The sequence below is a fragment of the Acidocella sp. MX-AZ02 genome, assembly GCF_000306035.1.
Classification (GTDB): Bacteria; Pseudomonadota; Alphaproteobacteria; order Acetobacterales; family Acetobacteraceae; genus Acidocella; species Acidocella facilis.
In genome coordinates this window covers 176,083-199,594 of the sequence record NZ_JH976207.1, presented here as the reverse complement: position 1 = coordinate 199,594, position 23,512 = coordinate 176,083, and the positions used below count along the sequence as shown (strand labels likewise).

Below are 23,512 nucleotides of genomic sequence, written 5' to 3'. Positions count from 1 at the left end.
GGCGCGAAGGCAGGCTGCAGGATCTGCCGCGCAGCGAGCATGACATGCCGATCGCCATGGTCGGGCTGATCGCGCTGCTCTGCCTGCTGCCGATCGCCTATCTGCTCTGGCATTTCGCCATCGCCAGCGGGCTGGGGGCGGCTACATTGCCGCTGGTGCTGGGCGGGGTGGTGTTCGTGCTGGTGCTCAGCCTCGTCGTCGCGGCGGTGTGCGGCTATATGGCCGGGCTGATCGGCTCCTCCAACAGCCCGCTCTCGGGGGTTGGGATTCTGGTGGTGCTGATGGCGGCCCTGCTGCTGGTGGTCGGGGTGAAGCCCTTGCTGCCGCCGGGGGCGGCGCAGGCGCTGGTCGGGTTCGCCTTGTTCATCACCACCATCGTCTTCGCGGTGGCCACCATCTCCAACGATAATCTGCAGGATCTGAAAACCGGGCAGCTGGTGGACGCCACCCCGGCCTTGCAGCAATGGGCGCTGGTGATCGGCGTGCTGGCCGGGGCGGTGGTGATTCCGCCGGTGCTGAACCTGCTGCAGCATACTTACGGCTTCCTCGGCGCGCCGGGGGCCAATCCGGCGACGGCTCTGGCGGCCCCGCAGGCCGGGCTGATCTCGGCCTTGGCCAAGGGCGTCATCACCGGCTCGCTGCCCTGGGGGCTGATCGCGCTGGGGGCGGGCATCGGCGTCGCCATCATCATTCTGGACGAGCTGCTGGGGGCGGTGGCGAAGGGGCCGCGCCTGCCGCCGCTGGCGGTGGGGCTTGGCATCTATCTGCCGGTCTCGACGACGCTGATGATCATTCTGGGCGCCATCGCCGGGGCAGTGTTCGACCGCAAAGCCGGCAAGAGCCGCAATCCGCAGATGGCGCGCCAGCTCGGCGTGCTGCTGGCCTCGGGGTTGATCGTGGGCGAGAGCCTGCTGGCGGTGCTGTTTGCCGGGCTGGTGGCGTTCAGCGGCAATCAGGCGCCGGTGGCGCTGGTGGGGGCCGGGTTTGCGACGCCGGCACTCTGGCTGGGCGGGATCGTTTTCGCCGGCGCGCTGTTCTGGCTCTATCGCTGGGTGCTGCGCCAGGCGTGACCACAAAAAAGCCCGGGCACTGCCCGGGCTTTTGCGGTTTCAGGCCTGACGCGCTGACTCAGGTCTGCGGCGCTTGCTTAGGCCTGCGGCGCTGGCGCCAGCCTCTCCTGGCGCGCCCGCCTGGCACTCCAAAAGCCCGCCAGCAGCGAGCCGGAGATATTGTGCCAGACCGAGAAGATCGCCCCGGGCAGCGCCGCCAGCGGGGTGAAATAGAGCTTGCCCAATGTCGCCGCGAGGCCGGAATTCTGCATCCCCACCTCGAAGGCCAAGGTGCGGCAGACGCTCTCATCGAAGCCCAGCAGCCGCCCGCCCCAATAGCCGCCGAGATAGCCGGTGCCGTTATGCAGCACCACCGCCAGCAGCACGATCGGCCCGACCGCGGCGATGGCATGCGCGGTGCCCGCCACCACGGCGGCGATGATCAGCAGGATGGCAACCATGGAAAACAGCGGCAGCACCGGCTCCACCCGCCGCACCAGCCGATGCGCCAGCACGTTGACGGCCACACCCAGCGCCACCGGCACCAGCACGATTTTCACGATGCTGATCAGCAGCCCCATCACATTCACCTGGATGCCATGGGTGGCGTAGAGCTGCACCAGCAGCGGCGTGGCGACGACGCCGACCAGGGTGGAGACGGCGCTGATCGTCACCGAAAGCGCGACATCGCCGCCGGCGAGATAGACCATCACGGTGGAGGAGGTACCGCTGGCGACCGAGCCGACCAGGATCATGCCGATGGCGAGTTGCGGCGGCAGCCCGAGCAGCTTGGCGATGATGAAGGCGGCCAGCGGCATGATGAGGTAATGCAGCCCGAGCCCGGCCAGCACCGGCCCGGGCTTCTGCGCCACGCGGCGGAAATCCGCCGGGGTCAGCGTCACGCCCATGGCGAACATAATCAGCCCGAGCAGCAGCGTCACCCAAGGCAGGATCGGGGTGAAGGAGGACGGAGCCAGGAAGGCGGCGGCGGCGATCAGGATCGCCCAAAGCGGAAACAGGCGGGTGACGGCACGCATCGGACTCTCCAACCAAGACCCCGCGAAGGCAGGGTTTACAAAATGACACAAGACAGAAAATGTCGCTTAGCTGGATCAGCTTGAACGGAAAACAGGAAAAAGGCGCGTCTGCTGACCATTTCCGTCATAACGGCGCGTTAATGTGGCGGGCGGGACGAGCGCCGGCCGGGGCCCGCCGCCGCCCGGCCCGCGTGACAGGCCACGCCGCAGCGGCTAAATTGGCGGGCGCTCCGCCCTCAAGCCCCCTCAAACCATGGATCTCAGCCTTGCGCCGTCTGATATCGAAGTCCCGTCTTCTGCCCGGCCTCATCCTGTTGCCCCTCGCCGGGTGCCATCAGAGCTACTCCCCCAATACCTATGCCGCCGCCGCCGCCCAGCAGGAGGCGCAGGTGCAGCGCGGGGTGATCATCGGGGTGCGGCAGGTGGTGATTTCGCCCGACGGCACGGTGGGGGCCACCGCCGGTGCCGCCGCCGGTGGGGTCGCGGGAACGCAATTCAGCAACTCGGCCGGGCTGAACGCGCTGGGCGCCATCGGCGGCGCGCTGGTCGGCGGGGTTGGCGGCGCCGCGGCGCAGCAGGCGGTGCAGGCCACCAAAGGCTGGGAATATATCGTCCAGGAGACCAATAACGCGCTGGTGTCGGTCACCCAGACCAGCAAGACGGCGCTGGCCATCGGGCAGCACGTGCTGGTGATCAATGGCAGCAAGCAGGCGCGCATCGTGCCGGATTATACCGTGCCGGTGCCCAGCCCCGCCCCGGCAAAACCCGCCGCCACCCCGCCGAAACCCGCCACCATCACCGCCACGCCGCTCCCCGCGCTCCCGGCAGCGCCCACGCCAGCAGCCACGTCAGCACCCGTGCCAGCAACGGCAGCCAGCCCGGCGCAGGCCACCGGCACGGCCAGCACCGCCACCCCGACACCCGCCGGTACTTCCTCCACCGGCACCAGCCCGGCCAGCGCCACGCCGACCAGCGCCACGCCCGCAAGTGCGACAGCGGCGAACATGGCGGCAGGTGGCGCGGCGGCAACGGGCAGCGCCAGCTCCCCTAAGCCCGTCCCTCAGCCCAGCAATAATGGTGCGGTGACAACCTCAAGCTCGGCGCTGCCCGATGCGACGAGCCCAACCCAGCCCGCCCCGGCCAGCAGCACGGCGACACCAAGCAGAAGCGCCACCGCGCCGGCCGCCAGCACCGGCACGGGCAGTTCCAGCTCCAGCGCTACCACCAGCAGCGCCCCCAGCACCGGCGCGGCCAGCAGCAACGCCGCCACGCCCTGAACCGGACGACCAGCCCCGCCACGCCACCTCACGCCGCCTGGGGCCCTGGAGCCTGGGCGTTGGCCGTCGCGCACGCTAATCACGCCCAGGGCGTCAATGGCGCGGGCGCTGTGTTCCGGGTCTATTCCGGGGTGAAACGGGCGGCCTGAGGCGCCAGACTGGCGCCGACATGCGCCGCGCCACGCGCCTGCGCCAAGGCTTCCTGATGGTGCCGCTCACGATAGCGGGCGCGCTGGGCGTCACTGCGTTCGGCATGGCAATGCGGGCAGCTCACCCCTGATTCGAACAGCGGCGAGGCCTGGTCCGCCGCGCTCACCGGGCGGCGGCAGGCATGGCAGAGGCCAAAGCGCCCCGGCGCCAGCCCATGGCCGACCGCCACGCGCTGGTCGAACACGAAACATTCGCCTTCCCACAGACTATCCTGCGCGCGCACCTCTTCCAGATATTTCAGAATCCCGCCCTGCAGATGAAACACCGCCTCCACGCCTTCCTGTTTCAGGAAGGCGGTGGATTTCTCGCAGCGTATACCGCCGGTGCAGAACATCGCGACTTTCGGCGTCCGCCCCTCGCCCAGCAGCCGGTCGCGCTGCGCCCGGAACCAGGCGGGGAAATCGCTGAAGCTGCGGGTGCGCGGATTGATCGCGCCTTTGAAGCTGCCGATCTCGACCTCGTAATCATTGCGGGTGTCGATCAAGATGACATCCGGCTCGGAAATCAGCGCGTTCCAGTCCGCCGGCGCGACATAGCGGCCGACGCTGGCGCGCGGATCGATCCCCTTCTCGCCCATGGTGACGATTTCACGCTTGATCCGCACCTTCATCCGGTGAAAGGGCATGGTGGCGGCGCGCGCGAACTTCACCTCCATCTCCGCGCAGCCCGGCAAGGCCCGCAACGCGGCCACGGCCTGGGCCAGCGCCGCATCCTCACCGGCGATGGTGCCGTTGATCCCCTCCGGCGCGAGGATGAGCGTGCCCTTGATACCCAGCGCCAGGCAGCGCGCCAGCACTTCATCGCGGATGGACGCGCAATCCTCGAACGGCGCGAATTTATACAAGGCCGCGACGCTGACAGGCAGGTCAGTACCGGCGGGCGGGACGGGGTGGGGCTGAACCATATCTGCCATCCGCCGCCCCTAGCACGCCAGGCCGCCCCCGTCATGAGGGCGGCCGGTCATCGTCTCAGGCGGCGGCGCCGAGTTGCGCCGAACCCAGATCCAGCCGCACCAGCGTCTGGTTGAGCAGGATATAGGCGATCTCCCCGAACGTCACCGGGCCGATGAAGCCGCCCGTGGTGCGCCCCTGCAACGCCGCATATTGATAATTCAGGATGCAGTTGAAGGAGAGCGCCTTGCCGGCGCCCTGCGCATGCAGGCCGGTGCAATAGCTGCCATAAGCCTCGGCATAATCCCCGACCGGCGCGGCCAGCCGGTAGGCCCGCCCCGCCACCACCGGCGCGTAGAACTCCACCTGATCGGGCAACAGCGCCTGGAAGGAGACATTGATCATCGCCCCGGCATAGGAGGAGACCAGCGGCAGGCTGGTATCGACCTCCTGCTCGCGCAGCCAGCTGGCGAAATCCACGCGCTTGCCATCCACCTCGCACTGCGAAGCGGAAAAGCCGGTTTCGGGAAACACGATGTCCGGGCCAGAGCCTTGCGTGAACAGATTGACGATATCCGCCTCGGCGAAGGCATCCTGGCTCAGCCCGACATGCATGACCAGCCCGGCATCCTCATGGATTTGACCGGTGGCGCCATCGACGACCGAGGGGCGGACCTTGCCCAGCTCGGTCAGCTCCACCCCTGTCACCCAGCCGACCAGCGGCTGCTCATAGAGCTTCGGCAGCCCCGGCGCCTCCAGCGCGAAGCGTTTATGCACGCCGGTGAAGGCCGGGATCAGCACATAGGAAAAGCTGGATGGCAGCCGGTCCCTGACAATCGCCTGCAGATCATCCTCGCGCACCACGGCGATGCGCATATCCTGCGCGCCCTCCACCACCGTGCAGAAGACATGCTCGTGATCCACCATGCCGCCATCGGGGGTCATGAAATACGGGGTCGACCCGCCGATCCAACGGCCCTTGGGCAGGCTGGCCAGCGCCTGGCCGCTGCCGGCCACGAACAGGACGGCGCCGCTTTCGATCAGCCGGCCCGCCTGCGCGGTTGAGATGAATTGATTCAACATCGGCTTGATTCCTTAAAGATTCACGAGATCGCGCGCCGCGAAGGCGTTGTTGGCGAAAAATTCATGGAGTTCCGCGGCCGCGCGGCCGATACCGGAGGGATTGTGCCGCACCTCCTCGCGAAGCCGCGACAGCAGCAATTTGGTGGCGAGCGAATTGACCTTCGGCTCGGCCCCCGTCAGCGCGCTCCGCCATTTCGGATCGGAGATTGCCGGTATGGACATCGATGAATTCCTCCCTCGGTAAAGACTGAGAGGGTTCTAAGCCTGGCCGGTTAAGTGCGGTTTAAGGCTGGCGGCGGCAAGCCGGGTGGCTTCATGGCGGAGCAGATAGGCTTTCGCCTCCAGCCCGCCGGCGAAGCCTGTCAGGCTGCCATTGGCGCCGATGACACGATGACAGGCGGCGATGATCGAAACCGGGTTGCGGCCATTCGCCGCCCCCACCGCCCGCACCGCCGCGGGCGCGCCGATGGCGCGGGCGATGTCTCCATAGCTGCGGGTCTCGCCAAAGGGGATGCGGGTCAGCGCGGTCCAGACCCGCAGCTGAAACGGCGTACCGACGAAATCCAAGGGAATGTCGAATATGGTGCGGCGTCCTTGAAAATATTCGTTCAGCTGCACCGCCGCGCGGCATAGCAGCGGATGCGTTGCGTCCTGCCGCGCGGCGTGCAGATGCGGCACCCGCGCCGGCAGCTCCCGCGCCCACAGCACGCCCGCCAGCCCCGCCGCGCTGCCGACGAGCCGCAACGCCCCGACCGGTGAGTCGATCACGCTGAACAGATAGCCCATCTCTCCTGCCCTTTCCTGCATCACGCCGCCTTCCTACCGCCCCAGGCGCGATCAGGCTGGCCATTTTCGGACATCGTGGCGGGGGCCGGCGCGATGTCCGAAAATGGCTAGCGGCCGGCGCTTGGCGCGCTATGCTTCCCGCTCAAGCCAATCCGGGTGGAGAGGATGATCGAAAACCAGGCGGCCTACCAGGCGCTGACCACGCGCGACCCACGCTTCGACGGCATCTTCTATGTCGGCGTCACCTCCACGCGCATCTATTGCCGGCCGATCTGCCCGGCCAAAACCCCAACCGCGCGCAATTGCCGCTTTTTCCAAACCGCCGGGCAGGCGGAAAAAGCCGGTTTCCGGCCTTGCCTGCGCTGCCGCCCGGAGCTGGCGCCGGGGGCGGCGCCGGTGGATGACGCGCAGCGCATCGCGCATCTGATCGCGCAGAGGATCGAAACCGGCGATATCGGGCTTGGTACAAATTTGGCGCAGATTGCCGCGCAATTCGAGCTCAGCCCGCGCCAGATCAGGCGGATCATGCAGGCCCAGCTCGGCCTCTCGCCGATGGAGTTGCTGCAGAGCAAGCGCCTGCTGCTGGCCAAGCAATTGCTGACGGAAACCAGCCTGCCGGTGACCCAGATCGCCTTCGCCAGCGGCTTTTCCTCATTGCGGCGCTTCAACGATGCGTTCAGCCGGCATTATCGCATGCCGCCCTCGCGCCTGCGCCGGGAGGCTGCCACGCCCTCCCCCGGCATCGCGGCGCAGGCCTGCGCGCGGCTGCGCCTCGCCTACCGGCCGCCTTATGATTGGCACGGCGTGCTCGCCTTCCTCGCCGGGCGGATGATCAAGGGGGTGGAGCATGTCACCCCGGATTTTTATGCCCGCACCGTGCGGCTTGGCGGCTCTGTCGGCTGGGTCAAGGTGACGCAGCGCGCGCCAAGCGATGAGCTGCTGGTCGAATTCCCGCACAGCCTCACCCCCGTGCTGCCGGCCCTGCTCGGGCGGTTGCGGGATCTGTTCGACCTCGATGCGCGGCCGGACATCATTTCCGGCCAGTTGCTGCGCGATGCGCGGCTGGCGCTGATCGTGGCGCGCAATCCCGGCCTGCGCGTGCCCGGCGCCTTCGATGGCCATGAGATGGCGCTGCGCGCGATCCTCGGCCAGCAGATCACCGTGAAAGCCGCGACCACCCTGGCCGGCCGCCTGGCGGCGCGCTTCGGCACGCCACTCGCCACCCCGTTCGAGGCACTGAATTTGCTGGCGCCGACGCCACAGACCCTGGGCGACGCGACGATCGATGACATCGCAGCACTCGGCATCATCCGCAACCGCGCCGCCGGCCTGATCGCGCTCTCACGCGCGATCGCCGCTGGCGGGCTCGATCTGCGATCCGGCCTGCCGGCTGAAAAAACCATCGCCGCCTTGAGCGCCCTGCCCGGCATCGGCCCCTGGACGGCGCAATATATCGCGATGCGCGCGCTGCATTGGCCGGACGCGTTTCCGCACGAGGATATCGCGATCCGCAATCAATTCGGCCGGCAACCCTGGAAACAGATCGAAGCGGCGGCGGCGGGCTGGCGGCCCTGGCGCAGCTACGCGACGCTGCATATCTGGTCGCATCCCGAGGCGATCGCGCTTTGTCAGCCGTAGCGCGCCACCTCGTAATCGGCGGCGTCCAGATCCGTCTTGCCGTTGCCGACCAGCTGGGCGATGTGGCGGGCGGAGCCGCAGCTCATCGTCCAGCCCAGCGTGCCATGGCCGGTATTCAGATACAGCCCCTCGATCCTGGTCTTGCCGATCACCGGCGTGCCATCCGGCGTCATCGGCCGCAGCCCGGTCCAGAATTGCGCCCGCGACAGATCGCCGCCGGGGAACAGATCGGTGACTGAGAGCTCCAGCGTGCGCCGGCGCGCTTCCGGCAGGTCCGTGGTGTAGCCGGAAATCTCCGCCATGCCGCCGACACGGATCCGCTCGCCCAGCCTCGTGATCGCGATCTTGTAGGTTTCATCGAGCACGGTTGAAACCGGCGCGCGGCTTTCATCGATGATGGGGATGGTCAGCGAATAGCCCTTCACCGGATAGACCGGCAGCTTGATGCCGAAGCGCTTGACCATGAAGGGCGAGAAGCTGCCCATGCACATCACCACGCTGTCGGCCTTCTGGGCGCCGGCGCCGGTGAGCACGCCGGTAATCTTGCCAGCTTCCGTCAGCACATCCTTGATTTCGGTGTTATACTGGAACACCACGCCCAGCGCCTCGGCCTGCTTGGCCAGCGCGTTGGTGAATTTGAAGCAATCGCCGGTTTCGTCATTCGGGGTGAGCAGCCCGCCTTTGATCTTGTGGCGCACGGCCGCCAGCGCCGGCTCCACCCGCGCGCAGCCTTCGGCATCGAGAATCTCGAAGGCGACGCCATCGGCTTTCAGCGCCTTCACATCCTTGGCCGAGGCTTCCATCTGCTCATCGGTGCGAAAAAGCTGCACGGTGCCGCGCATGCGTGCATCGTAATCAATGCCGGTTTCGGCGCGCACCTGCGCCAGCGCCTCGCGGCTGAGATCGGCCAGGCGCAGCATGCGGCCTTTATTCACGGCGTAGCGGCCGGTGGAGCAATTGGCCAGCATCTGCACCAGCCAGGAGAGCATGGCCGGGTCCGCCTTCGGCCGCAGGATCAGCGGGGCATGTTCCTGGAACAGCCATTTCAGCGCCTTCAGCGGAATCCCTGGCGCCGCCCAGGGGCCGCAATAGCCGAAGGAGACCTGGCCGGCATTGGCATGGCTGGTTTCCAGAGCCGGGCCGGGCTGGCGGTCGATGACCGTGACCTCATGGCCGGATTTCGCCAGCTGGTAGGCGGTGGTGACGCCGACAACGCCGGCGCCGAGAACAGTGATCTTCATGCCGTTCTTCCGTTTCGCGATTCAGAGATAGACCCGGCGATAACGCTGGCCGAGGCTGGTGAGGATTTCATAAGAGATGGTGCCGGCATCGGCGGCGAGCTGCTCCAGGCTTTGATGGGGGCCGATCATCTCGACCAGATCGCCAGGGGCGAGCGCGCCCTCGGGCAGGTGGGTGATATCGACGATCAGGCTATCCATCGAGAGCCGTCCGACCATCGGCAGCCGGATCCCGCCATAATAGGCGGCGCCGCGCCCGCTCAAGGCACGCGGCAAGCCATCGGCATAGCCGGCGGCGAGCACGGCCAGGCGCATCGGCGCCGCCGCGCGGTAGGTGGCGCTATAGCCGATCAAGGCGCCCTCTGGCACCTCGCGGATCTGCGCGACAGAAAGCGAGAGCCCGACCACCGGCGCCATCGGCCCCACCCGCCCGGCATGCGGGGCGCCGCCATAGAGCGCGATGCCGGGGCGCACCAGCGCGCCATGGAAATCCGCCCCCATCAGCACCCCGCCGGAATTGCCGAAACAGACCGGCAGCGGCGCGAACTCGGCGGCGATTTTCAGCATCTCGGCGCGCTGGCTGGCATTTTGCGCGGCATCCGGCTCATCCGCCGAGGCGAGATGGCTCATCACATACAGCGCCTCAATCTCCGGCGCCGCCGCCAGCGCGGCACGGAACGAAGCCCGCGCCTGCGGTGCCACGCCGAAGCGCGACATGCCGGTATCGAACTGCAAGATCGCCGGCAGCCGCCGCCCGCAGGCGCGGGCCTGGGCCTGCCAGGCTTCGAGCTGCTCCGGCGCGTTCAGCACCGGGATGAGATTGTGCGCGGCAAAAATGGAGGCGGTGCCCGGCAGCAGCCCGTTCAGCACGTACAGGCGCGCCGCCTCGGGCAAAAGCGGGCGCAGCGCCAGCGCCTCGCCCAGCTGGGCGACGAAGAACTGCCGGCATCCGGCCGCCAGCAGCGTGCGCGCCACCGGCGCCACCCCCAGCCCGTAAGCATTGGCCTTCACCACCGCCGCCACCTCGGCCGGGGCCGCCAGCGCGCAAAGCTGCTCATAATTCCGGCGCAGGGCGCCAAGATCGATCGTCAACAGACCGGGATATCCGGTCGCGTCCGCCGCCTGGGCGCTGGTCCATCCGAGACTGTCCATCGTGCATCCGCCGAAAGGTTGGAATGAGCTGTGGAGCTTAACGCAACAATCATGCCGCTTCCCGCCATATTGCGCCGGAATATTTTGCGATTTGCGAATTTTTGATAGAATCGACGAAGAAATGGAAGGTTCTGCATGTCCACCCAAGACGCCATCGACCGCAATATCCTTCGCCTGCTGCGGGTGAATGCCCGCATCAGCAACGCCCAGCTGGCGCAGGAGGTCGGGCTCTCCGCCTCCGCCTGCCTGCGCCGGGTGAAGCTGCTGGAGGCGGCGGGGGTCATTCGCGGCTATACCGCGCTGGTCGAGCCCGGGGCCGCCCATCAGGGCATCGCGGTGCTGATCAATATCACGCTGGAGCGCCAGACCGAGGATTATCTCAACCGCTTCGAGGCGGCGGTGCGCAAACATCCCGAAATCCAGGAATGCTATCTGATGACCGGCGGCTCGGATTATTTCCTGCGGGTCGAGGTCGCCAATGCCGGCGAGTTCGAGCGGATCCATAAAGAGATTCTCTCCACCCTGCCGGGGGTGCTGCGCATCCATTCCAGCTTTTCGATCAAGAACGTCCTGGCTACCCGTCCAAAGGGCCGGCGCTGACATTGCTCCCGTTGCGCCATGTCGCGGCGAAGCGGGCAAATTGCATCGGAATTAACTTATCGAAACGCTATATTTCCAAGCTTCATGAACATCAGTATGACTTACCTTTGTGCGCAGAAACGTCACGCGGCCGCCGGTTCAGCAGCATGAGTCACGCTTAACCCTTCAGGTGGAGACCACGCCGAGCATGCCTTCCTCCGATCACGCCGCCATGCCGGCCGGCCTGGCCAAGACACGGACCGGCATTTCCGGGTTCGACGAGATCACGCTGGGCGGCTTGCCGACGGGACGGCCGAGCCTGGTCTGCGGCGCCGCCGGCTGCGGCAAGACGCTCTTCGCCACCACCTTTCTGGTCAATGGCGCCACGAGGTTCGACGAGCCGGGCGTGTTTGTCAGCTTCGAGGAGCGCGCGGAGGATCTCGCCGCCAATGTCGCCTCGCTCGGCTATGAGCTGGAGACGCTGATCGAGGAGGGCAAGCTCGCCATCGACCATATCCGGGTCGACCCCAGCGAGATCGAGGAAAACGGCGAATACGACCTGGAAGGGCTGTTCCTGCGCATCGGCTTCGCGGTGGAGTCCATCGGCGCCAAGCGGGTGGTGCTGGATACGATCGAGACGCTGTTTTCCGGCTTTACCGACCAGGCCCTGCTGCGCGCCGAGCTACGCCGGCTGTTTGGCTGGCTGAAGGAGCGCGGGCTGACCGCCATCATCACCGGCGAGCGCGGCGATGGCCAGCTCACCCGCCAGGGTCTGGAGGAATATGTCTCCGACTGCGTGGTGCTGCTGGATAACCGGGTGGTCGATCAGATCACCACCCGCCGGCTGCGTGTGGTCAAATATCGCGGCTCCGCGCATGGCACCAATGAATATCCATTCCTGATCGATACTGGCGGGATCAGCGTGCTGCCGGTCACCTCCTCGGGCCTGCACCGCCCGGCCTCGGATGAAATCGCCTCCTCCGGCGTGCCCGGGCTGGATGCGATGCTGGGCAAGAATGGGTTTTACCGTGGCTCCAGCGTGCTGGTCTCGGGCGTCGCCGGCACCGGCAAAACCGCCTTTTCCGCGCATTTCGCCGCCGCCGCCTGCGCGCGCGGCGAGCGCTGCCTGTATTTCGCCTTCGAGGAAAGTGCTGACGAGATCCTGCGCAATGCCCGCTCCTACGGGCTGGAGCTGGGCCAGCATGTGCAATCGGGGCTGCTGCGCTTCGAGGCTTCCCGCCCCAGCCTGTTCGGGCTGGAGATGCATCTGGCGCGGATGAACCGGGATTTGCAGCAATTCGACCCGCATGTCGTCATCATCGACCCGATCAGCGCCTTTCGCGGCCCCCTCGCCGAAGTGCACGCGACGCTGCTGCGGATGATCGATCTGCTCAAGAGCCGCGGCATCACCGGGCTATTCACCACGCTGCGCAGCGATGGCGGGATGATGGATGATACCGAAACCGGCCTCTCCTCGCTGATGGATGCCTGGGTCAAGCTCGAAAATGACGAGGCGAATGGCGAGCTGAACCGCACGCTCTACGTGATCAAGGCGCGCGGCATGGGCCATTCCAACCAGGTGCGCGAATATCAGATCAGCCATGCTGGCATCGCGCTGATCGAACCCTATGTCGGTCCTGAAGGTGTAATGACCGGCACCGCGCGGATCACCCAGGTGGCGCGCGAGGCCGCCGCCAAGCTGCGCCGCGAGCAGGAGACCGAGCAGCGCCGCCGCGAGGTGGTCCGAAGGCGGGCCGCGCTGGAGAGCCAGATCGAGGAATTGCGCGCGGCCCTGGAGAGCGAGGAGCTGGAGGAGACCATCCGGCTCTCCGAAGCCGATGCGCGCGAGGACAAGCTGCGGCTGGACCGCGAAATTCAAGCCCATATGCGTGGATATTCGTAATGGAACATGACGACGAGACCAACCCGATGCTGGACGATCCGGAACATTATCATCTGCGGCTTTACGTCGCCGGGCAGACCAGCAAATCCCTGACCGCGCTCTCCAACCTGAAAAAGGTGTGCGAGGAGCATCTGTCCGGGCGCTATGAGATCGAGGTGATCGATCTGATCCAGAATCCGCGCCTGGCGGCGGGGGACCAGATCCTCGCCATCCCCACGCTGGTCAGGAAGCTGCCGGCGCCGCTGAAGCGCATCATCGGCGATCTGTCGAACACGGATAAGGTTCTGGTTGGGTTGGATGTAAGGCCGAAGAGCGCTGGTTGATGACAGGCGCGCCCCCCGCTCACGAGCCGGCCCATGCCGCTCTCACCGCGCGCATCCGGGCGTTGGAAGCGAGGCTGCAGGAGAGCGAGGAGACGCTCGATGCGATCCGTCGCGGCGAGATCGATGCCTTCGTCATGGCCAATGCAAGCAAGGGGCATGAGGTCTACACCATCGGCGCCGCCGACCGGCCCTATCGGGTATTGATCGAGGAGATCCAGGAAGGCGCGCTCACCCTCGACGAGACCGGCACCATTCTCTATTGCAACCGCCGCCTGGCGGACATGCTGGCGGCGGACCAGCAGGCGCTGATCGGCCGCAATCTGGCGACGCTGGTGCCGCTGGCGGCCGATGCCGCTTTGTTTCCCGCCCTGCTGGGTGAGGCGCTGCGCCAGGGGGCGCGGCGCGAACTGACCATCGCGGTCCGCCCCGAGCAGCCTGTCCCCGTGGCCTTGTCGCTGAGCCCCTTGCCCAGCGATGGCGGCTTCAACCTGCTCTGCGGCGTGGTCACGGACCTGACCCAGCACAAGCAGCATATCGAGGCGCTGGCGGAGGCCAATCGCCGGTTGCGCGCCGAGATCCAGGAACGCGAGCGTGTCGAGGAAGCGCTGCGGCAGAGCCAGAAGATGGAAGCGGTCGGCCAGCTCACCGGCGGGCTCGCACATGATTTCAACAATCTGCTCACCGGCATCACCGCCGGGCTGGAGATGCTGCAGACCAGGCTGCGCCAGGGGCGGCTGCAGGGTGTGGACCGCTATGTCGGCATCGCCCAGGACGCGGCACGGCGCGCCGCCGCCCTCACCCACCGGCTGCTGGCCTTCTCCCGCCGCCAGACCCTGGCGCCGAAACCGACCGACCTCGCCGATCTGGTCGGCGACATGATGGATCTGATCCAGCGCACGGTCGGCCCCGAAATCACCCTGCACACCAACGCCGCCCCGGGCGGGCCGCTGGTGCTGATCGACCCCGGGCAGATGGAAAACGCCCTGCTCAATCTCTGCATCAATGCCCGCGATGCGATGCCCAGGGGCGGCGAGATCCTGATCGATATCTCCAGCCTGGTCCTGGAGGAGGACGCGGCGAAGGCGAAATCGCTCTCCCCTGGGGCCTATATCGTGCTGCGTGTCGCGGATACCGGCTCTGGCATTCCCGAGGATCTTCTCTGCCGGGTGTTCGACCCGTTTTTCACCACCAAGCCGCAAGGCTCGGGCACCGGGCTGGGGCTTTCGATGGTCTATGGCTTCGTGCAGCAATCCGGCGGCCAGGTGGACATCGCCTCCGAACTCGGGCGCGGCACCTCGCTGTTCATCTATCTGCCGGTGCATGAAGGGCACGCGCTGCCGTCTGAGAACGCCCCCCCGGCCGAGGACAGCCCGACCGCCGGCGCCGGCCAGACCGTGCTGGTGGTGGATGATGAGCCCTCGGTGCGCATCCTGGTCGCCGAGGTGCTGAACGATCTCGGTTACAAGGCGCTGGAGGCGAGCGATGGGGTGAGCGCCCTGGCGATGCTCAGCTCCGATCTGAAAATCAATCTGCTGATCACCGATGTCGGGCTGCCGGGCGGCATCAATGGCCGCCAGCTGGTGGATGCCGCGCGCGCCTTCCGGCCGACGCTGAAGGCCTTGTTCATCACCGGCTATGCGGAGCAATCCGTGCTGAACAGCAGCCTGGAAAACGCCATCGAAATCCTCAGCAAGCCGTTCAGTCTGGAAGAGCTGTCACGCCGGATCGGCGATATTCTCAGCCAGCCCGCCGCGCGGTAGGGCCTCTCAGGCGGCGATGACCTCGATGCGCAGCGGGGCCGCGCCCTGCGCCAGCGCCAGCAGCCGGTCGATATTCGGATGCGCGCCGGGGCGCTGGCGGGCATCCTCGGTATGTTCGGCAAACACCGCCAGCCCGTGCGCCGCCGCCTTGGCATCCAGCGCCCCGAATAGCTGCCGCAGATAGAGATAGACGGCCAGGGAGCCCTGCTTGCCCGGCTGGTTCTCGATGCTGCCCACCAGCGCCCCGGCGGCATCGAACAGCTCGATGCGCTTCACCCCCTCGATGCCGGGCAATTGCGCCAAATTGCTCTTGAAGGAGGCCGCCGGTTGGATCATCGCCTGCATAAATCTTCATCCCGTTCGAATGCGCGGCGGCCTGTATCACGCTTCGCCAGGGAGAGCCACCTCAAGCGAAGCAGCCGCGAACGCGCATGGGACTACAGATGTCAGCGCGTCACATTTCATGCCCTGGCTTTAATCCGAATGCGGCAGATCGATCAGCGCCAGACCGCTCTCAGGATCATGTGTCTTGCGCAGATGCGCGGGGCTTTCGGTCAGCACGATTTCCAGTGTCGGCCGCACGGTGCCAGAGAGCAGATGCCCGGCCTTGGTGCTGCCATCGCGCCGCGCCAGCACGCAATGCAGATGCAGAACCGGTGCCCCCTCCTCGCCCAACGCCACGTCGCCCAGCAAAGCCGCGACCTCGACCTGCTCATCCACGGGCAATTTCAAATAAGATTTCGAGGCCCAGTCATAATAGCCGAGCATCGCGGCGCTGAACGCGCCGATGGCGGTGATCTGCGCCGCCGCCACCTGTTCCTCGCGCACGAACGCATTCAGCGCCTCCATGATGTCCTCGCCCGTCTTCAGAACGATTGAGAAAACCCGCAAACCATTTGCCTCGTGCAGCAATTTCGCTGGCATGGACATCTCCTTTTAATTGAACTTGATCGCCGCCTGCACAGCGGCGGGCTTTTACGAAGATGGTGTGTTGCGGCAGCCGCCACACCGGGGCATGGGCGAAAGCCGCAAAAATGGCCGGATGTTAACGGCCGCGTCTATTTTCTCACGCCTCCTCGGCGCCATATCCCCTGGACCATTTCCAAGCCGGAGGCCGGATGAAACCGCCCGTCCCAAGCAAGCGCCATACACCCGCTGTCCTCGCCGCCAAACGTCTCAACCGTGGCGCGGCGATGCTGGCAACTTCCGTGCTGCTGGACAGCGCGGTCGAGCATTATCGCGGGGCGTTTCACAATCCGGCGATGCTGACGCCGATCGCGACCTCGCTGGCGGCGCTGGCGGGATCGCTGCATGGCCATGGCGATGACAAACAGCAGCGCCATGCCAAGCGGGAAGCGATTTTCGCGCTCACCGCCGCCACCGGCCTCGCCGGCACCGGCTTTCACATTTACAACGCGATGAAAAAGCCTGGCGGGCTGAGCTGGCAAAATCTGTTCTATTCCGGCCCGGTCGGCGCGCCGGCGGCGATCTTGCTCTCCGGCCTGTTCGGTCTGCTGGGTGAGCGTGTGCGCGATGCGGACCCAGGGACCACGCCGAAAATCTGTGGGCTGAATGCCGGGCGGGTGGCGTCTCTGGTCACCTCCATCGGCCTGCTTGGCACCAGCGGCGAGGCCGGGTTGCTGCATTTTCGCGGCGCCTTCCAAAACCCCGCAATGCTGCTGCCGGTGACGATGCCGCCGGCCGCCGCCGCGATGATGGCCAATGCTGCCCTCGGCGATGGCCGCAAGAATCGCTGGTTTTCGCGGCTCTGGCTGCGGATGACCGCTTTGCTCGGCATCGCCGGCGTCGGGTTTCACATTTACGGCGTCTCGCGCGCCATGGGCGGCTGGCGCAACTGGCGGCAGAACGCGGTTGATGGCCCGCCCATCCCCGCCCCGCCCAGCTTCACCGGCCTGGCCCTGGCGGGCCTCGCCGCTTTGGCGCTGCTGCGCGACCATCCCGAGGATTGATCGGAGTTTTGCAATGAGCATGAATGTATCTGAATTCGTCTGGAAGCGCCTCTCCGAATGGGGGCTGAACCGGGTCTATGGCTATCCGGGGGACGGCGTCGGCGGGTTGGATATCGCGCTCGAAAAAGCCCTCCCCTACATGGATTATGTGCAGGTGCGGCATGAGGAAATGGCCGCCTTCATGGCCTCGGCGCATGCGAAATTCACCGGCCAGGTCGGGCTTTGCTACGCCACGTCCGGCCCGGGGGCGGTGCATCTGCTCAACGGGCTCTATGATGCCAGGCTGGACCATACGCCGGTGGTCGCCATCGTCGGCCAACAGGCGCGCACGGCGCTGGGGGCGCATTATCAGCAGGAGATCGACCTGCAAAATCTGTTCAAGGATGTGGCCGGCGAATTCGTGATGACGGCAAGCGTGCCCGAGCAGGTCCGGCATCTGATCGACCGGGCGGTGCGCATCGCGCATGAGAAGCGCACCGTGACCTGCGTGATCCTGCCGAATGATCTGCAGGAGCTGCCTTACAGCGACCCGCCGATGGCGCATGGCGCCACCCATACCGGCATCGGCTTCGCCACCCCGGCGTGCACGCCGGAGGCTGATGGCTTGCAGAAAGCCGCCGCCGTGCTGAATGAGGGCAAGAAAGTCGCGATCCTGGTCGGCGCCGGGGCGCTGCATGCGACCGATGAGGTGATCGAGATCGCCAACCGGCTCGGCGCCGGGGTGGCGAAGGCGCTGCTCGGCAAGGCGGCGCTGCCGGATGAGCTGTCTTTCGTCACCGGCGGCATCGGGCTGCTCGGCACCAAGCCGACCTGGGACATGATGAAAGGCTGCGACACGCTGCTGATGGTCGGCTCCGCCTTTCCCTACTCGGAATTCCTGCCCGAACCCGGCAAAGCGCGCGGCGTGCAGATCGACATCGACGGCGCCAATCTCAGCCTGCGCTATCCGATGGAGGTCAATCTGATCGGCGACAGCGCCGCCACGCTGCGCGCCTTGCTGCCGCTGTTGACGCAGAAGCAGGATCTTGGCTGGCGCAACAGCATTGAGAAAAGCGTCGCGTCCTGGTGGAAGCTGATGGAAGACCGCGCCATGCAGCCGGCCAGCCCGATCAACCCGCAGCGCGTATTCTGGGAGCTTTCCCCGCGTTTGCCTGAAAACGCGATCATGACCGGGGATTCCGGCTCCGTCGCCAATTGGTATGCGCGCGATATCAAGATGCGCCGGGGCATGAAGGGCTCGCTCTCCGGCGGGCTGGCCTCGCTGGGGGCTGGCGTGCCCTACGCGATCGCGGCGAAATTCGCCTTTCCGGAGCGCAGCGTCATCGCCTTCATGGGCGATGGGGCGATGCAGATGAACGGCATCTGCGAGATGATCACCGTGAAGAAATATTGGCGGCAATGGAAAACCCCGCATTTCATCGTGATGGTGCTCAACAACCAGGATCTCAACCAAGTCACCTGGGAGGAGCGCGTGCAGCTGGGCGAGGCGAAGACGCTCTCCACCCAGTCCATCCCGGATTTCCCCTACGCCAAATATGCCGAGCTGCTTGGGCTGAAAGGCATTTATGTCGATCAGCCCGAGCAGATCGGCCCGGCCTGGGACGAGGCGCTGGCGGCGGACCGGCCGGTGATATTGGAAATGCGCACCGACCCGAATGTGCCGCCGCTGCCGCCGCATATCACCGCCAAGGATGCGCGGAATTTCCTCGCCTCGCTCTGGCACGAGCCGGAACGGGCTTCGGTGGTGAAGAACTCCACCCGGCAGATGCTGGCCTCCGTGCTGCCGAACGGGAAATAGGCGCATGAATGAGCGCTTCCCCGGCTATGATGTGCTGAACAAACGCGCCGGCCTGTCCTGGAACAATGCCACCCGCGCCGCCGTGGATGCGCGGCTGGCGGTCTCCCGGGAGCCTGGCTTTTTCGATGCGCCCAGCTTCGCGGTGCTGGAGCGGCTTTGCGCGCGCATCATCCCGCAGCCGAAAGATCGCCCGCCAGTGGCGGTTGCCGCGCTGATCGACGCGAAAATGCGGCGCGCCGGCGAGATCGGCACCCGGGTCGAGCCGATGCCCTGGGATGGCGAGGCCTGGACGCGCGCCCTGGCGGCGTTGGACCAGGAGGCGCACAACCGCCACGGGGCCGGCTTTGCCGCGCTCAACGACATCTCCGCCGATGCGCTGCTGCACGCGATGCAGGACGGCACCTGCGACGGCCCGCATTGGACGCGCGTGCCGCCGAAGCTATTCTTCGCCAAGCGGCTGCTGCCGGACATTGTCGAGGCCTATTACAGCCACCCCACCGCCTGGAGCGAGATCGGCTTTGGCGGCCCGGCCAGCCCGCGCGGCTATGTGCGCATGGAGGCCGACCGGAAAGACCCGTGGGAGGCGGCGGAAGCCAAGCCCGGCGAGGAGGCGCGCGCCTTGCGCCATAACCGCCATGTCGCCTGAGGGGCTGCGCGCCACCGGCGGGCGGGCGCCGGATGTGTTCCGCGAGGGCGGCTGGATTCCGATGCGCCAGTACGGGCTGGATGAGGAGGTGGATTTCCTCATCATCGGCACCGGGGCCGGCGGTGGCACGCTGGCGGGAAAGCTGGCCGAGCACGGTTTTTCCGTGGTGGCCATGGATGCCGGCCCGTATTTCCGCCCGCTGGAGGATTTCGCCTCGGATGAGACCGAGCAGGGCAAGCTCTATTGGCAGGATAAGCGCATCTGCACCGGCGAAAACCCGCTGCAGATGGGCGGCAAGAATAGCGGCAAGGCGGTCGGCGGCTCGATGGTGCATTTCGCCATGGTCTCGCTGCGCTTCCGCCCGGAATGGTTCAAGAGCCGCAGCCTGCTCGGCTATGGCGCGGATTGGCCGCTCGATTGGCGGGAGATGTGGGGCTATTACCGCCAGGCCGAGCAGGCGCTGAGCATCTCCGGCCCCGTAACCTACCCCTGGGGGCCAAAGCGCCCGCGCTACCCCTACCGCGCCCATGAAATCAACGCCGCCGGCAAGCTGTTGGCAAAAGGCGCGGAGGCGCTGGGGATCAAATGGACGGAGACGCCGCTGGCCACCGTTTCCGCCCCGCGCGGCGAGGCGCCGCCTTGCGTCTATCGCGGCTTCTGCCGGTTTGGCTGCTCCACCAACGCCAAGCAAAGCACGCTGAACACCTGGATCCCCCGCGCGATCAAGGCCGGCGCGGAGATCCGCGATCTTGCGATGGCCGGGCGGATCGAGGTCGACGCGGCCGACCGCGTCACCGGCGTGCAATTTTACCGTGACGGCGCCTGGCATTTCCAGACGGCGCGGAATGTGGTGGTGGCCGGCTATGCGGTGGAGACGCCGCGTCTGCTGCTCAACTCCGCCACCCAGCGCCACCCACAGGGGCTGGCCAACAGCTCCGGTCTGGTCGGCAAATATCTGATGAGCCAGAGCAACCAGGCGGTGTTCGGGCGCATGCAGGAAGAGGTGCGCTGGTACAAGGGCCCGCCCTCCCTCACCCTCACCGAACATTGGAATTACGAGGACAAAAAAGATTTCTTCGGCGGCTATTGCTGGATGGCGCAAGGGCCGCTGCCGATCGAATGGGCTTTCATCCAGACCGGCGCGCGCGGGATCTGGGGCGAGGCGCTGCGCCAGGAGATGATGCAGTATAACCATCAGGTCGGGCTGAAAATGGTCGGCGAGACGCTGCCGGATGCGCGCAATACGGTGACCCTGGCGGAAGAGACCGACCAATATGGCCTGAAAATCCCGCGCATCAGCTTCTCCTGGGGCGAGAATGACAAGGCGCTGATCCAGCACGCCATCGGCCAGATGACACGCAGCATGGAGGCCATCGGCGCGGAGGACATCTTCGCCCAGACCGAGGATGCCAACCATCTCGCCGGCACCGCCCGCATGGGCTTCACCCCGCAGGACAGCGTGGTGAATGCCGATTGCCGGAGCTGGGACATTCCCAATCTCTGGATCTGCGACGGCTCGGTGTTTCCCACCACCGGCGGGGTCAATCCGTCACTGACCATCCAGGCCATCGCGCTGCGCACCGCGGACCGGATCAAGGCCATGGCGCAAAGGGGGGAGCTGTGAAGATCGAGCTTGTCGAAGATGCCCGCGCCACCATCGGCGAATCGCCACTCTGGGTGCCGGAGGAAGAGACGCTGTACTGGGCGGATATCAAGGCGCCTGCCTTGTTCGCCCGCAAGCTGACGGATGACAGCCAGCGCCGCTGGGATCTGCCTGCCGATATCGGCGGCTTCGCGCTGGATGGGCGGGGGCGCGCCTTGGTGGCGCTGCGCACCGGGCTGCATTGGCTGAGCCTGGAGACCGGCCGCCTCACCCTCGCCGCCCCTGCCCCGTTCGACCCGCAACTGATCCGCTTCAATGAAAGCGGCTGTGAGTCCACCGGGCGCTTCTGGGTCGGGGTGATGACGGACCCGCTGGGCGGGCGCCAGAGCGACCGCAAAGGCGCGCTCTATAGCTACATGAAAGAAGAAGGGCTGCGCGCCTACCCGGACTTCGCCGAGATCACCAACAGCATGGCCTGGAGCGCAGACGAGAAGAGCATGTATCTCTCCCATAGCGAGGAGCGGGTGATCTACCGCTACCTCTATGACCGCGAGATCGGCGCGCTGGGCGAACGGCAGATGTTCGCGCGCCAGCCCGGCCCCGGTATACCTGATGGCGCGGCGATGGATGAGGAGGGGTATCTCTGGTGCGCCAATCATGGCGGCGGCTGCCTGCACCGCTACGCGCCGGATGGCGCGCTGGTGGCGACCATCGCGCTGCCGGTGAGCCAGCCGACCAAATGCTGCTTCGCCGGCAAGGCGCTGGACTGGCTCTATATCACCAGCGCCCGGGACGGGCTGGACGATGACGCCCTGGCCCGGGAGCCGCATGCCGGCGGGCTGTTCCGCCTGCGCCCCGGCCCGCGCGGGCTGGAGCGCCATTGGCGGGTGCGTTAAGCCTTCAACAATTTGTCCAGTACCTGGCGGGGTGACTGGCCTTGCGGATGCAACGCCTCCACGCTCCAATCCTGGCGGCGGTCGAGCAGCTCGATGATCGCCGCCATCTCCTGGTCGCGTTGATGGCCAAGGGCGGCAACCACTTTGCCGTCACGGACATAATAGGCGATGAAGCCATCGCCTTGCAGATCCCCGCGCACGCTTAAACGATCATCGCCGCGGCCCAGCCCGGCATAGTCGAAACGCTGGCCATATTGGATGGTCCAGAAAAACGGCGTCTGCGCGAAGCGGGCCGGGCGCTGCAGCATGTTCAAGGCGGCAATCCGCCCCTGCTGTTCGGCGACACGCCAATGTTCCACCCGCACGCGCTCACCCTGGCCCCAGAGCGGGAAGGCGGCGATGTCACCGCCGGCGAACACGCCATCGGCGACGCGCAGGCTGGAGTCCACGGGCACGCCGCCATCCTTCTGGGTGAAGGCCCCATCGAGAAACGCGGTGGATGGGCGCGTGCCGAGGCCGAGTATGACCAGATCCGCCGGCAGATGCCCGCCGCTTTTCAGCCTGACCAGATTGACCGCTTTTTCGCCCGAAAAGCCCGCCACCTCCTCGCCGGATTTGAACACCACGCCCTTGGATTCATGCAGCTTCTGGATCACCGCGCCGATTTCACGGCCCAGATGCGCCTCGAACGGCACCGCTTCCGGGCTGACCAAAGTCACCGCAAGGTCACGCTGGCGCAGCGCCGCGGCCACCTCCATGCCGATGAAGCTGGAGCCGACGATCACCACCTGTTTGGCGCTGCTGGCCGCCTGCTTGATCGCCTCGGCATCGTCGGCGCTGCGCAGCGTATAAATCCCGGCCAGATCGGCGCCTGGCACATCCAGCGTCTTTGCCTGGCCGCCGGTGGCGATGAAGATCGCGTCGAAACGCTGCGCCGTGCCGCCACGCAGGCGGATTGTCCGCTGCTCGACATCCAACGCTTCGACAAGGCCGCTCTGCCGCTCGATGGCCTGTTGGTCATAGAAGGCTTCATCGCGCAGGGTCGGCGGATGCGCGCCCTCCGGCTTTGCCAGAAACGTCTTGCTGAGCGCGGTCCGGTCGTAAGGCAGACGCCCTGGCGCGTCGATCATCACGATCCGGCCGGAAAACCCTTCGGCACGCAAGGTCTGCGCCGCGGAAAACCCGGCGGCGCCGGCGCCGATGATTGCGAAAGATTGGGTGCTGTCCGGCTGGATGCGCTGTGGCGCAGGCACGGGCAGCGCCTGGACATGAATGATGCCATCCCGCACCTCCACCGCGTAGCGCTGCAAATCATCGATCGCCGGCGGTGCCAGGCATTTGCCTGAACCCAGCGAAAACGCTGCCTTATGCCAGGGACAGATGATTTTATCACCGGCCCGCACGCCCTTTTTCAACGGCGCGCCGTTATGCGGGCAATGGCCGGAGAGGGCTTTGATCCCGCCAGCGGTTTTGGCCAGCAGCAGCGTCTCGCCATTCAGCTCGATCTCTTTCAGGCCATTTTCCGGGAACTCATCGATAGGGCCAAACTGGCCGGCGCTGGCGTCCATGCGCATCTCCTTTTGCTTTTGCCCCGAGAGGCAGGCTTTATTCACTGCGCTTGAGATGCGACATGATCCGAAGAATCAAAGGGCGGGCCTGGTATATTCGAGATGA

At 66.3% G+C, this 23,512-nt stretch carries 22 protein-coding genes; 12 read left to right on the top strand and 10 right to left on the bottom strand.

Annotated features, from left to right (window positions below; all coding sequences use genetic code 11):
• On the top strand, positions 1–1,070 hold a 1,070-nt coding region (locus MXAZACID_RS19945; RefSeq protein WP_008492132.1), incomplete at its 5' end, for an OPT family oligopeptide transporter.
• 77 nt (positions 1,071–1,147) lie between these two features.
• Here MXAZACID_RS19945 and MXAZACID_RS00970 read toward each other — a convergent pair.
• Positions 1,148–2,086, bottom strand: a complete 939-nt coding sequence (locus MXAZACID_RS00970) for a bile acid:sodium symporter family protein (RefSeq protein ID WP_008492131.1) — start codon at positions 2,084–2,086, stop codon at positions 1,148–1,150.
• Positions 2,087–2,352: 266 nt separating this feature from the next.
• Here MXAZACID_RS00970 and MXAZACID_RS19610 point away from each other — a divergent pair, with 266 nt between their 5' ends.
• Entirely contained in the window at positions 2,353–3,363 is a 1,011-nt protein-coding gene (locus tag MXAZACID_RS19610; protein WP_008492130.1) for a hypothetical protein, read from the top strand.
• Between the two features lie 121 nt (positions 3,364–3,484).
• Here MXAZACID_RS19610 and MXAZACID_RS00960 read toward each other — a convergent pair whose 3' ends face one another.
• Genes MXAZACID_RS00960 through MXAZACID_RS00945 form a run of 4 tightly spaced genes read right to left on the bottom strand, consistent with a single transcriptional unit; the run spans position 3,485 to position 6,353 of the window.
• Complete coding sequence (locus MXAZACID_RS00960; RefSeq protein WP_039884639.1) at positions 3,485–4,486, bottom strand: rhodanese-related sulfurtransferase; 1,002 nt, start codon at positions 4,484–4,486, stop codon at positions 3,485–3,487.
• 55 nt (positions 4,487–4,541) lie between these two features.
• The gene (locus MXAZACID_RS00955; protein ID WP_008492127.1) at positions 4,542–5,546 is read right to left on the bottom strand and encodes a hypothetical protein; all 1,005 of its coding nucleotides are present in this window, start codon (positions 5,544–5,546) and stop codon (positions 4,542–4,544) included.
• A gap of 12 nt (positions 5,547–5,558) precedes the next feature.
• Positions 5,559–5,768, bottom strand: a complete 210-nt coding sequence (locus tag MXAZACID_RS00950; RefSeq protein ID WP_008492126.1) for a hypothetical protein — start codon at positions 5,766–5,768, stop codon at positions 5,559–5,561.
• Positions 5,769–5,804: 36 nt separating this feature from the next.
• Entirely contained in the window at positions 5,805–6,353 is a 549-nt protein-coding gene (locus MXAZACID_RS00945; RefSeq protein ID WP_270184248.1) for a methylated-DNA--[protein]-cysteine S-methyltransferase, read from the bottom strand.
• Between the two features lie 144 nt (positions 6,354–6,497).
• On the opposite strand from MXAZACID_RS00945, the gene MXAZACID_RS00940 reads away from it, so the two are divergent.
• Positions 6,498–7,970, top strand: coding sequence for an AlkA N-terminal domain-containing protein (locus tag MXAZACID_RS00940; RefSeq protein ID WP_008492124.1), 1,473 nt, complete (start codon positions 6,498–6,500; stop codon positions 7,968–7,970).
• Here the strand turns inward: MXAZACID_RS00940 and MXAZACID_RS00935 are convergent.
• On the bottom strand, positions 7,961–9,211 hold the full coding sequence (locus tag MXAZACID_RS00935) for a D-amino acid dehydrogenase (RefSeq protein WP_008492123.1): 1,251 nt from the start codon (positions 9,209–9,211) through the stop codon (positions 7,961–7,963). The two genes, MXAZACID_RS00940 and MXAZACID_RS00935, sit on opposite strands and share 10 nt — an antisense overlap.
• A gap of 21 nt (positions 9,212–9,232) precedes the next feature.
• Positions 9,233–10,360: an alanine racemase gene (alr, locus tag MXAZACID_RS00930; protein WP_008492122.1), complete on the bottom strand. Its 1,128-nt coding sequence runs from the start codon at positions 10,358–10,360 to the stop codon at positions 9,233–9,235.
• A 135-nt stretch (positions 10,361–10,495) separates the two neighbouring features.
• Between alr and MXAZACID_RS00925 the strand changes: the two genes are divergently transcribed.
• From MXAZACID_RS00925 to MXAZACID_RS00910, 4 genes are all read left to right on the top strand, one after another.
• Positions 10,496–10,960: an Lrp/AsnC family transcriptional regulator gene (locus MXAZACID_RS00925; protein ID WP_008492120.1), complete on the top strand. Its 465-nt coding sequence runs from the start codon at positions 10,496–10,498 to the stop codon at positions 10,958–10,960.
• A 187-nt stretch (positions 10,961–11,147) separates the two neighbouring features.
• Positions 11,148–12,842 (top strand): circadian clock protein KaiC, encoded by a 1,695-nt coding sequence (gene kaiC / locus MXAZACID_RS00920; RefSeq protein ID WP_008492119.1) that lies wholly within the window; start codon positions 11,148–11,150, stop codon positions 12,840–12,842.
• Positions 12,842–13,165, top strand: coding sequence for a circadian clock KaiB family protein (locus tag MXAZACID_RS00915; protein ID WP_008492118.1), 324 nt, complete (start codon positions 12,842–12,844; stop codon positions 13,163–13,165). The genes kaiC and MXAZACID_RS00915 overlap by 1 nt, the downstream gene beginning before the upstream one ends.
• On the top strand, positions 13,165–14,925 hold the full coding sequence (locus MXAZACID_RS00910) for a PAS domain-containing hybrid sensor histidine kinase/response regulator (protein WP_008492117.1): 1,761 nt from the start codon (positions 13,165–13,167) through the stop codon (positions 14,923–14,925). Before MXAZACID_RS00915 ends, MXAZACID_RS00910 begins: the two co-directional genes overlap by 1 nt.
• A gap of 6 nt (positions 14,926–14,931) precedes the next feature.
• Here MXAZACID_RS00910 and MXAZACID_RS00905 read toward each other — a convergent pair whose 3' ends face one another.
• Entirely contained in the window at positions 14,932–15,270 is a 339-nt protein-coding gene (locus MXAZACID_RS00905) for a DUF2322 family protein (RefSeq protein WP_205619713.1), read from the bottom strand.
• 129 nt (positions 15,271–15,399) lie between these two features.
• Complete coding sequence (locus MXAZACID_RS00900) at positions 15,400–15,849, bottom strand: PPC domain-containing DNA-binding protein (protein WP_008492115.1); 450 nt, start codon at positions 15,847–15,849, stop codon at positions 15,400–15,402.
• Positions 15,850–16,043: 194 nt separating this feature from the next.
• Between MXAZACID_RS00900 and MXAZACID_RS00895 the strand changes: the two genes are divergently transcribed.
• From MXAZACID_RS00895 to MXAZACID_RS00875, 5 genes are read left to right on the top strand one after another with little or no spacing between them, the layout of a single operon-like run.
• Positions 16,044–16,895, top strand: coding sequence for a hypothetical protein (locus MXAZACID_RS00895; RefSeq protein WP_008492114.1), 852 nt, complete (start codon positions 16,044–16,046; stop codon positions 16,893–16,895).
• Between the two features lie 19 nt (positions 16,896–16,914).
• Positions 16,915–18,693 (top strand): thiamine pyrophosphate-requiring protein, encoded by a 1,779-nt coding sequence (locus MXAZACID_RS00890; RefSeq protein WP_039884838.1) that lies wholly within the window; start codon positions 16,915–16,917, stop codon positions 18,691–18,693.
• A 4-nt stretch (positions 18,694–18,697) separates the two neighbouring features.
• On the top strand, positions 18,698–19,339 hold the full coding sequence (locus MXAZACID_RS00885) for a gluconate 2-dehydrogenase subunit 3 family protein (protein ID WP_008492111.1): 642 nt from the start codon (positions 18,698–18,700) through the stop codon (positions 19,337–19,339).
• Positions 19,329–20,963, top strand: a complete 1,635-nt coding sequence (locus tag MXAZACID_RS00880) for a GMC family oxidoreductase (protein WP_008492109.1) — start codon at positions 19,329–19,331, stop codon at positions 20,961–20,963. The genes MXAZACID_RS00885 and MXAZACID_RS00880 overlap by 11 nt, the downstream gene beginning before the upstream one ends.
• Positions 20,960–21,838, top strand: a complete 879-nt coding sequence (locus tag MXAZACID_RS00875) for an SMP-30/gluconolactonase/LRE family protein (protein WP_008492108.1) — start codon at positions 20,960–20,962, stop codon at positions 21,836–21,838. The genes MXAZACID_RS00880 and MXAZACID_RS00875 overlap by 4 nt, the downstream gene beginning before the upstream one ends.
• Here MXAZACID_RS00875 and MXAZACID_RS00870 read toward each other — a convergent pair.
• The gene (locus MXAZACID_RS00870; protein ID WP_008492107.1) at positions 21,835–23,406 is read right to left on the bottom strand and encodes an FAD-dependent oxidoreductase; all 1,572 of its coding nucleotides are present in this window, start codon (positions 23,404–23,406) and stop codon (positions 21,835–21,837) included. The two genes, MXAZACID_RS00875 and MXAZACID_RS00870, sit on opposite strands and share 4 nt — an antisense overlap.
• Between the last annotated feature and the right edge of the window lie 106 nt (positions 23,407–23,512).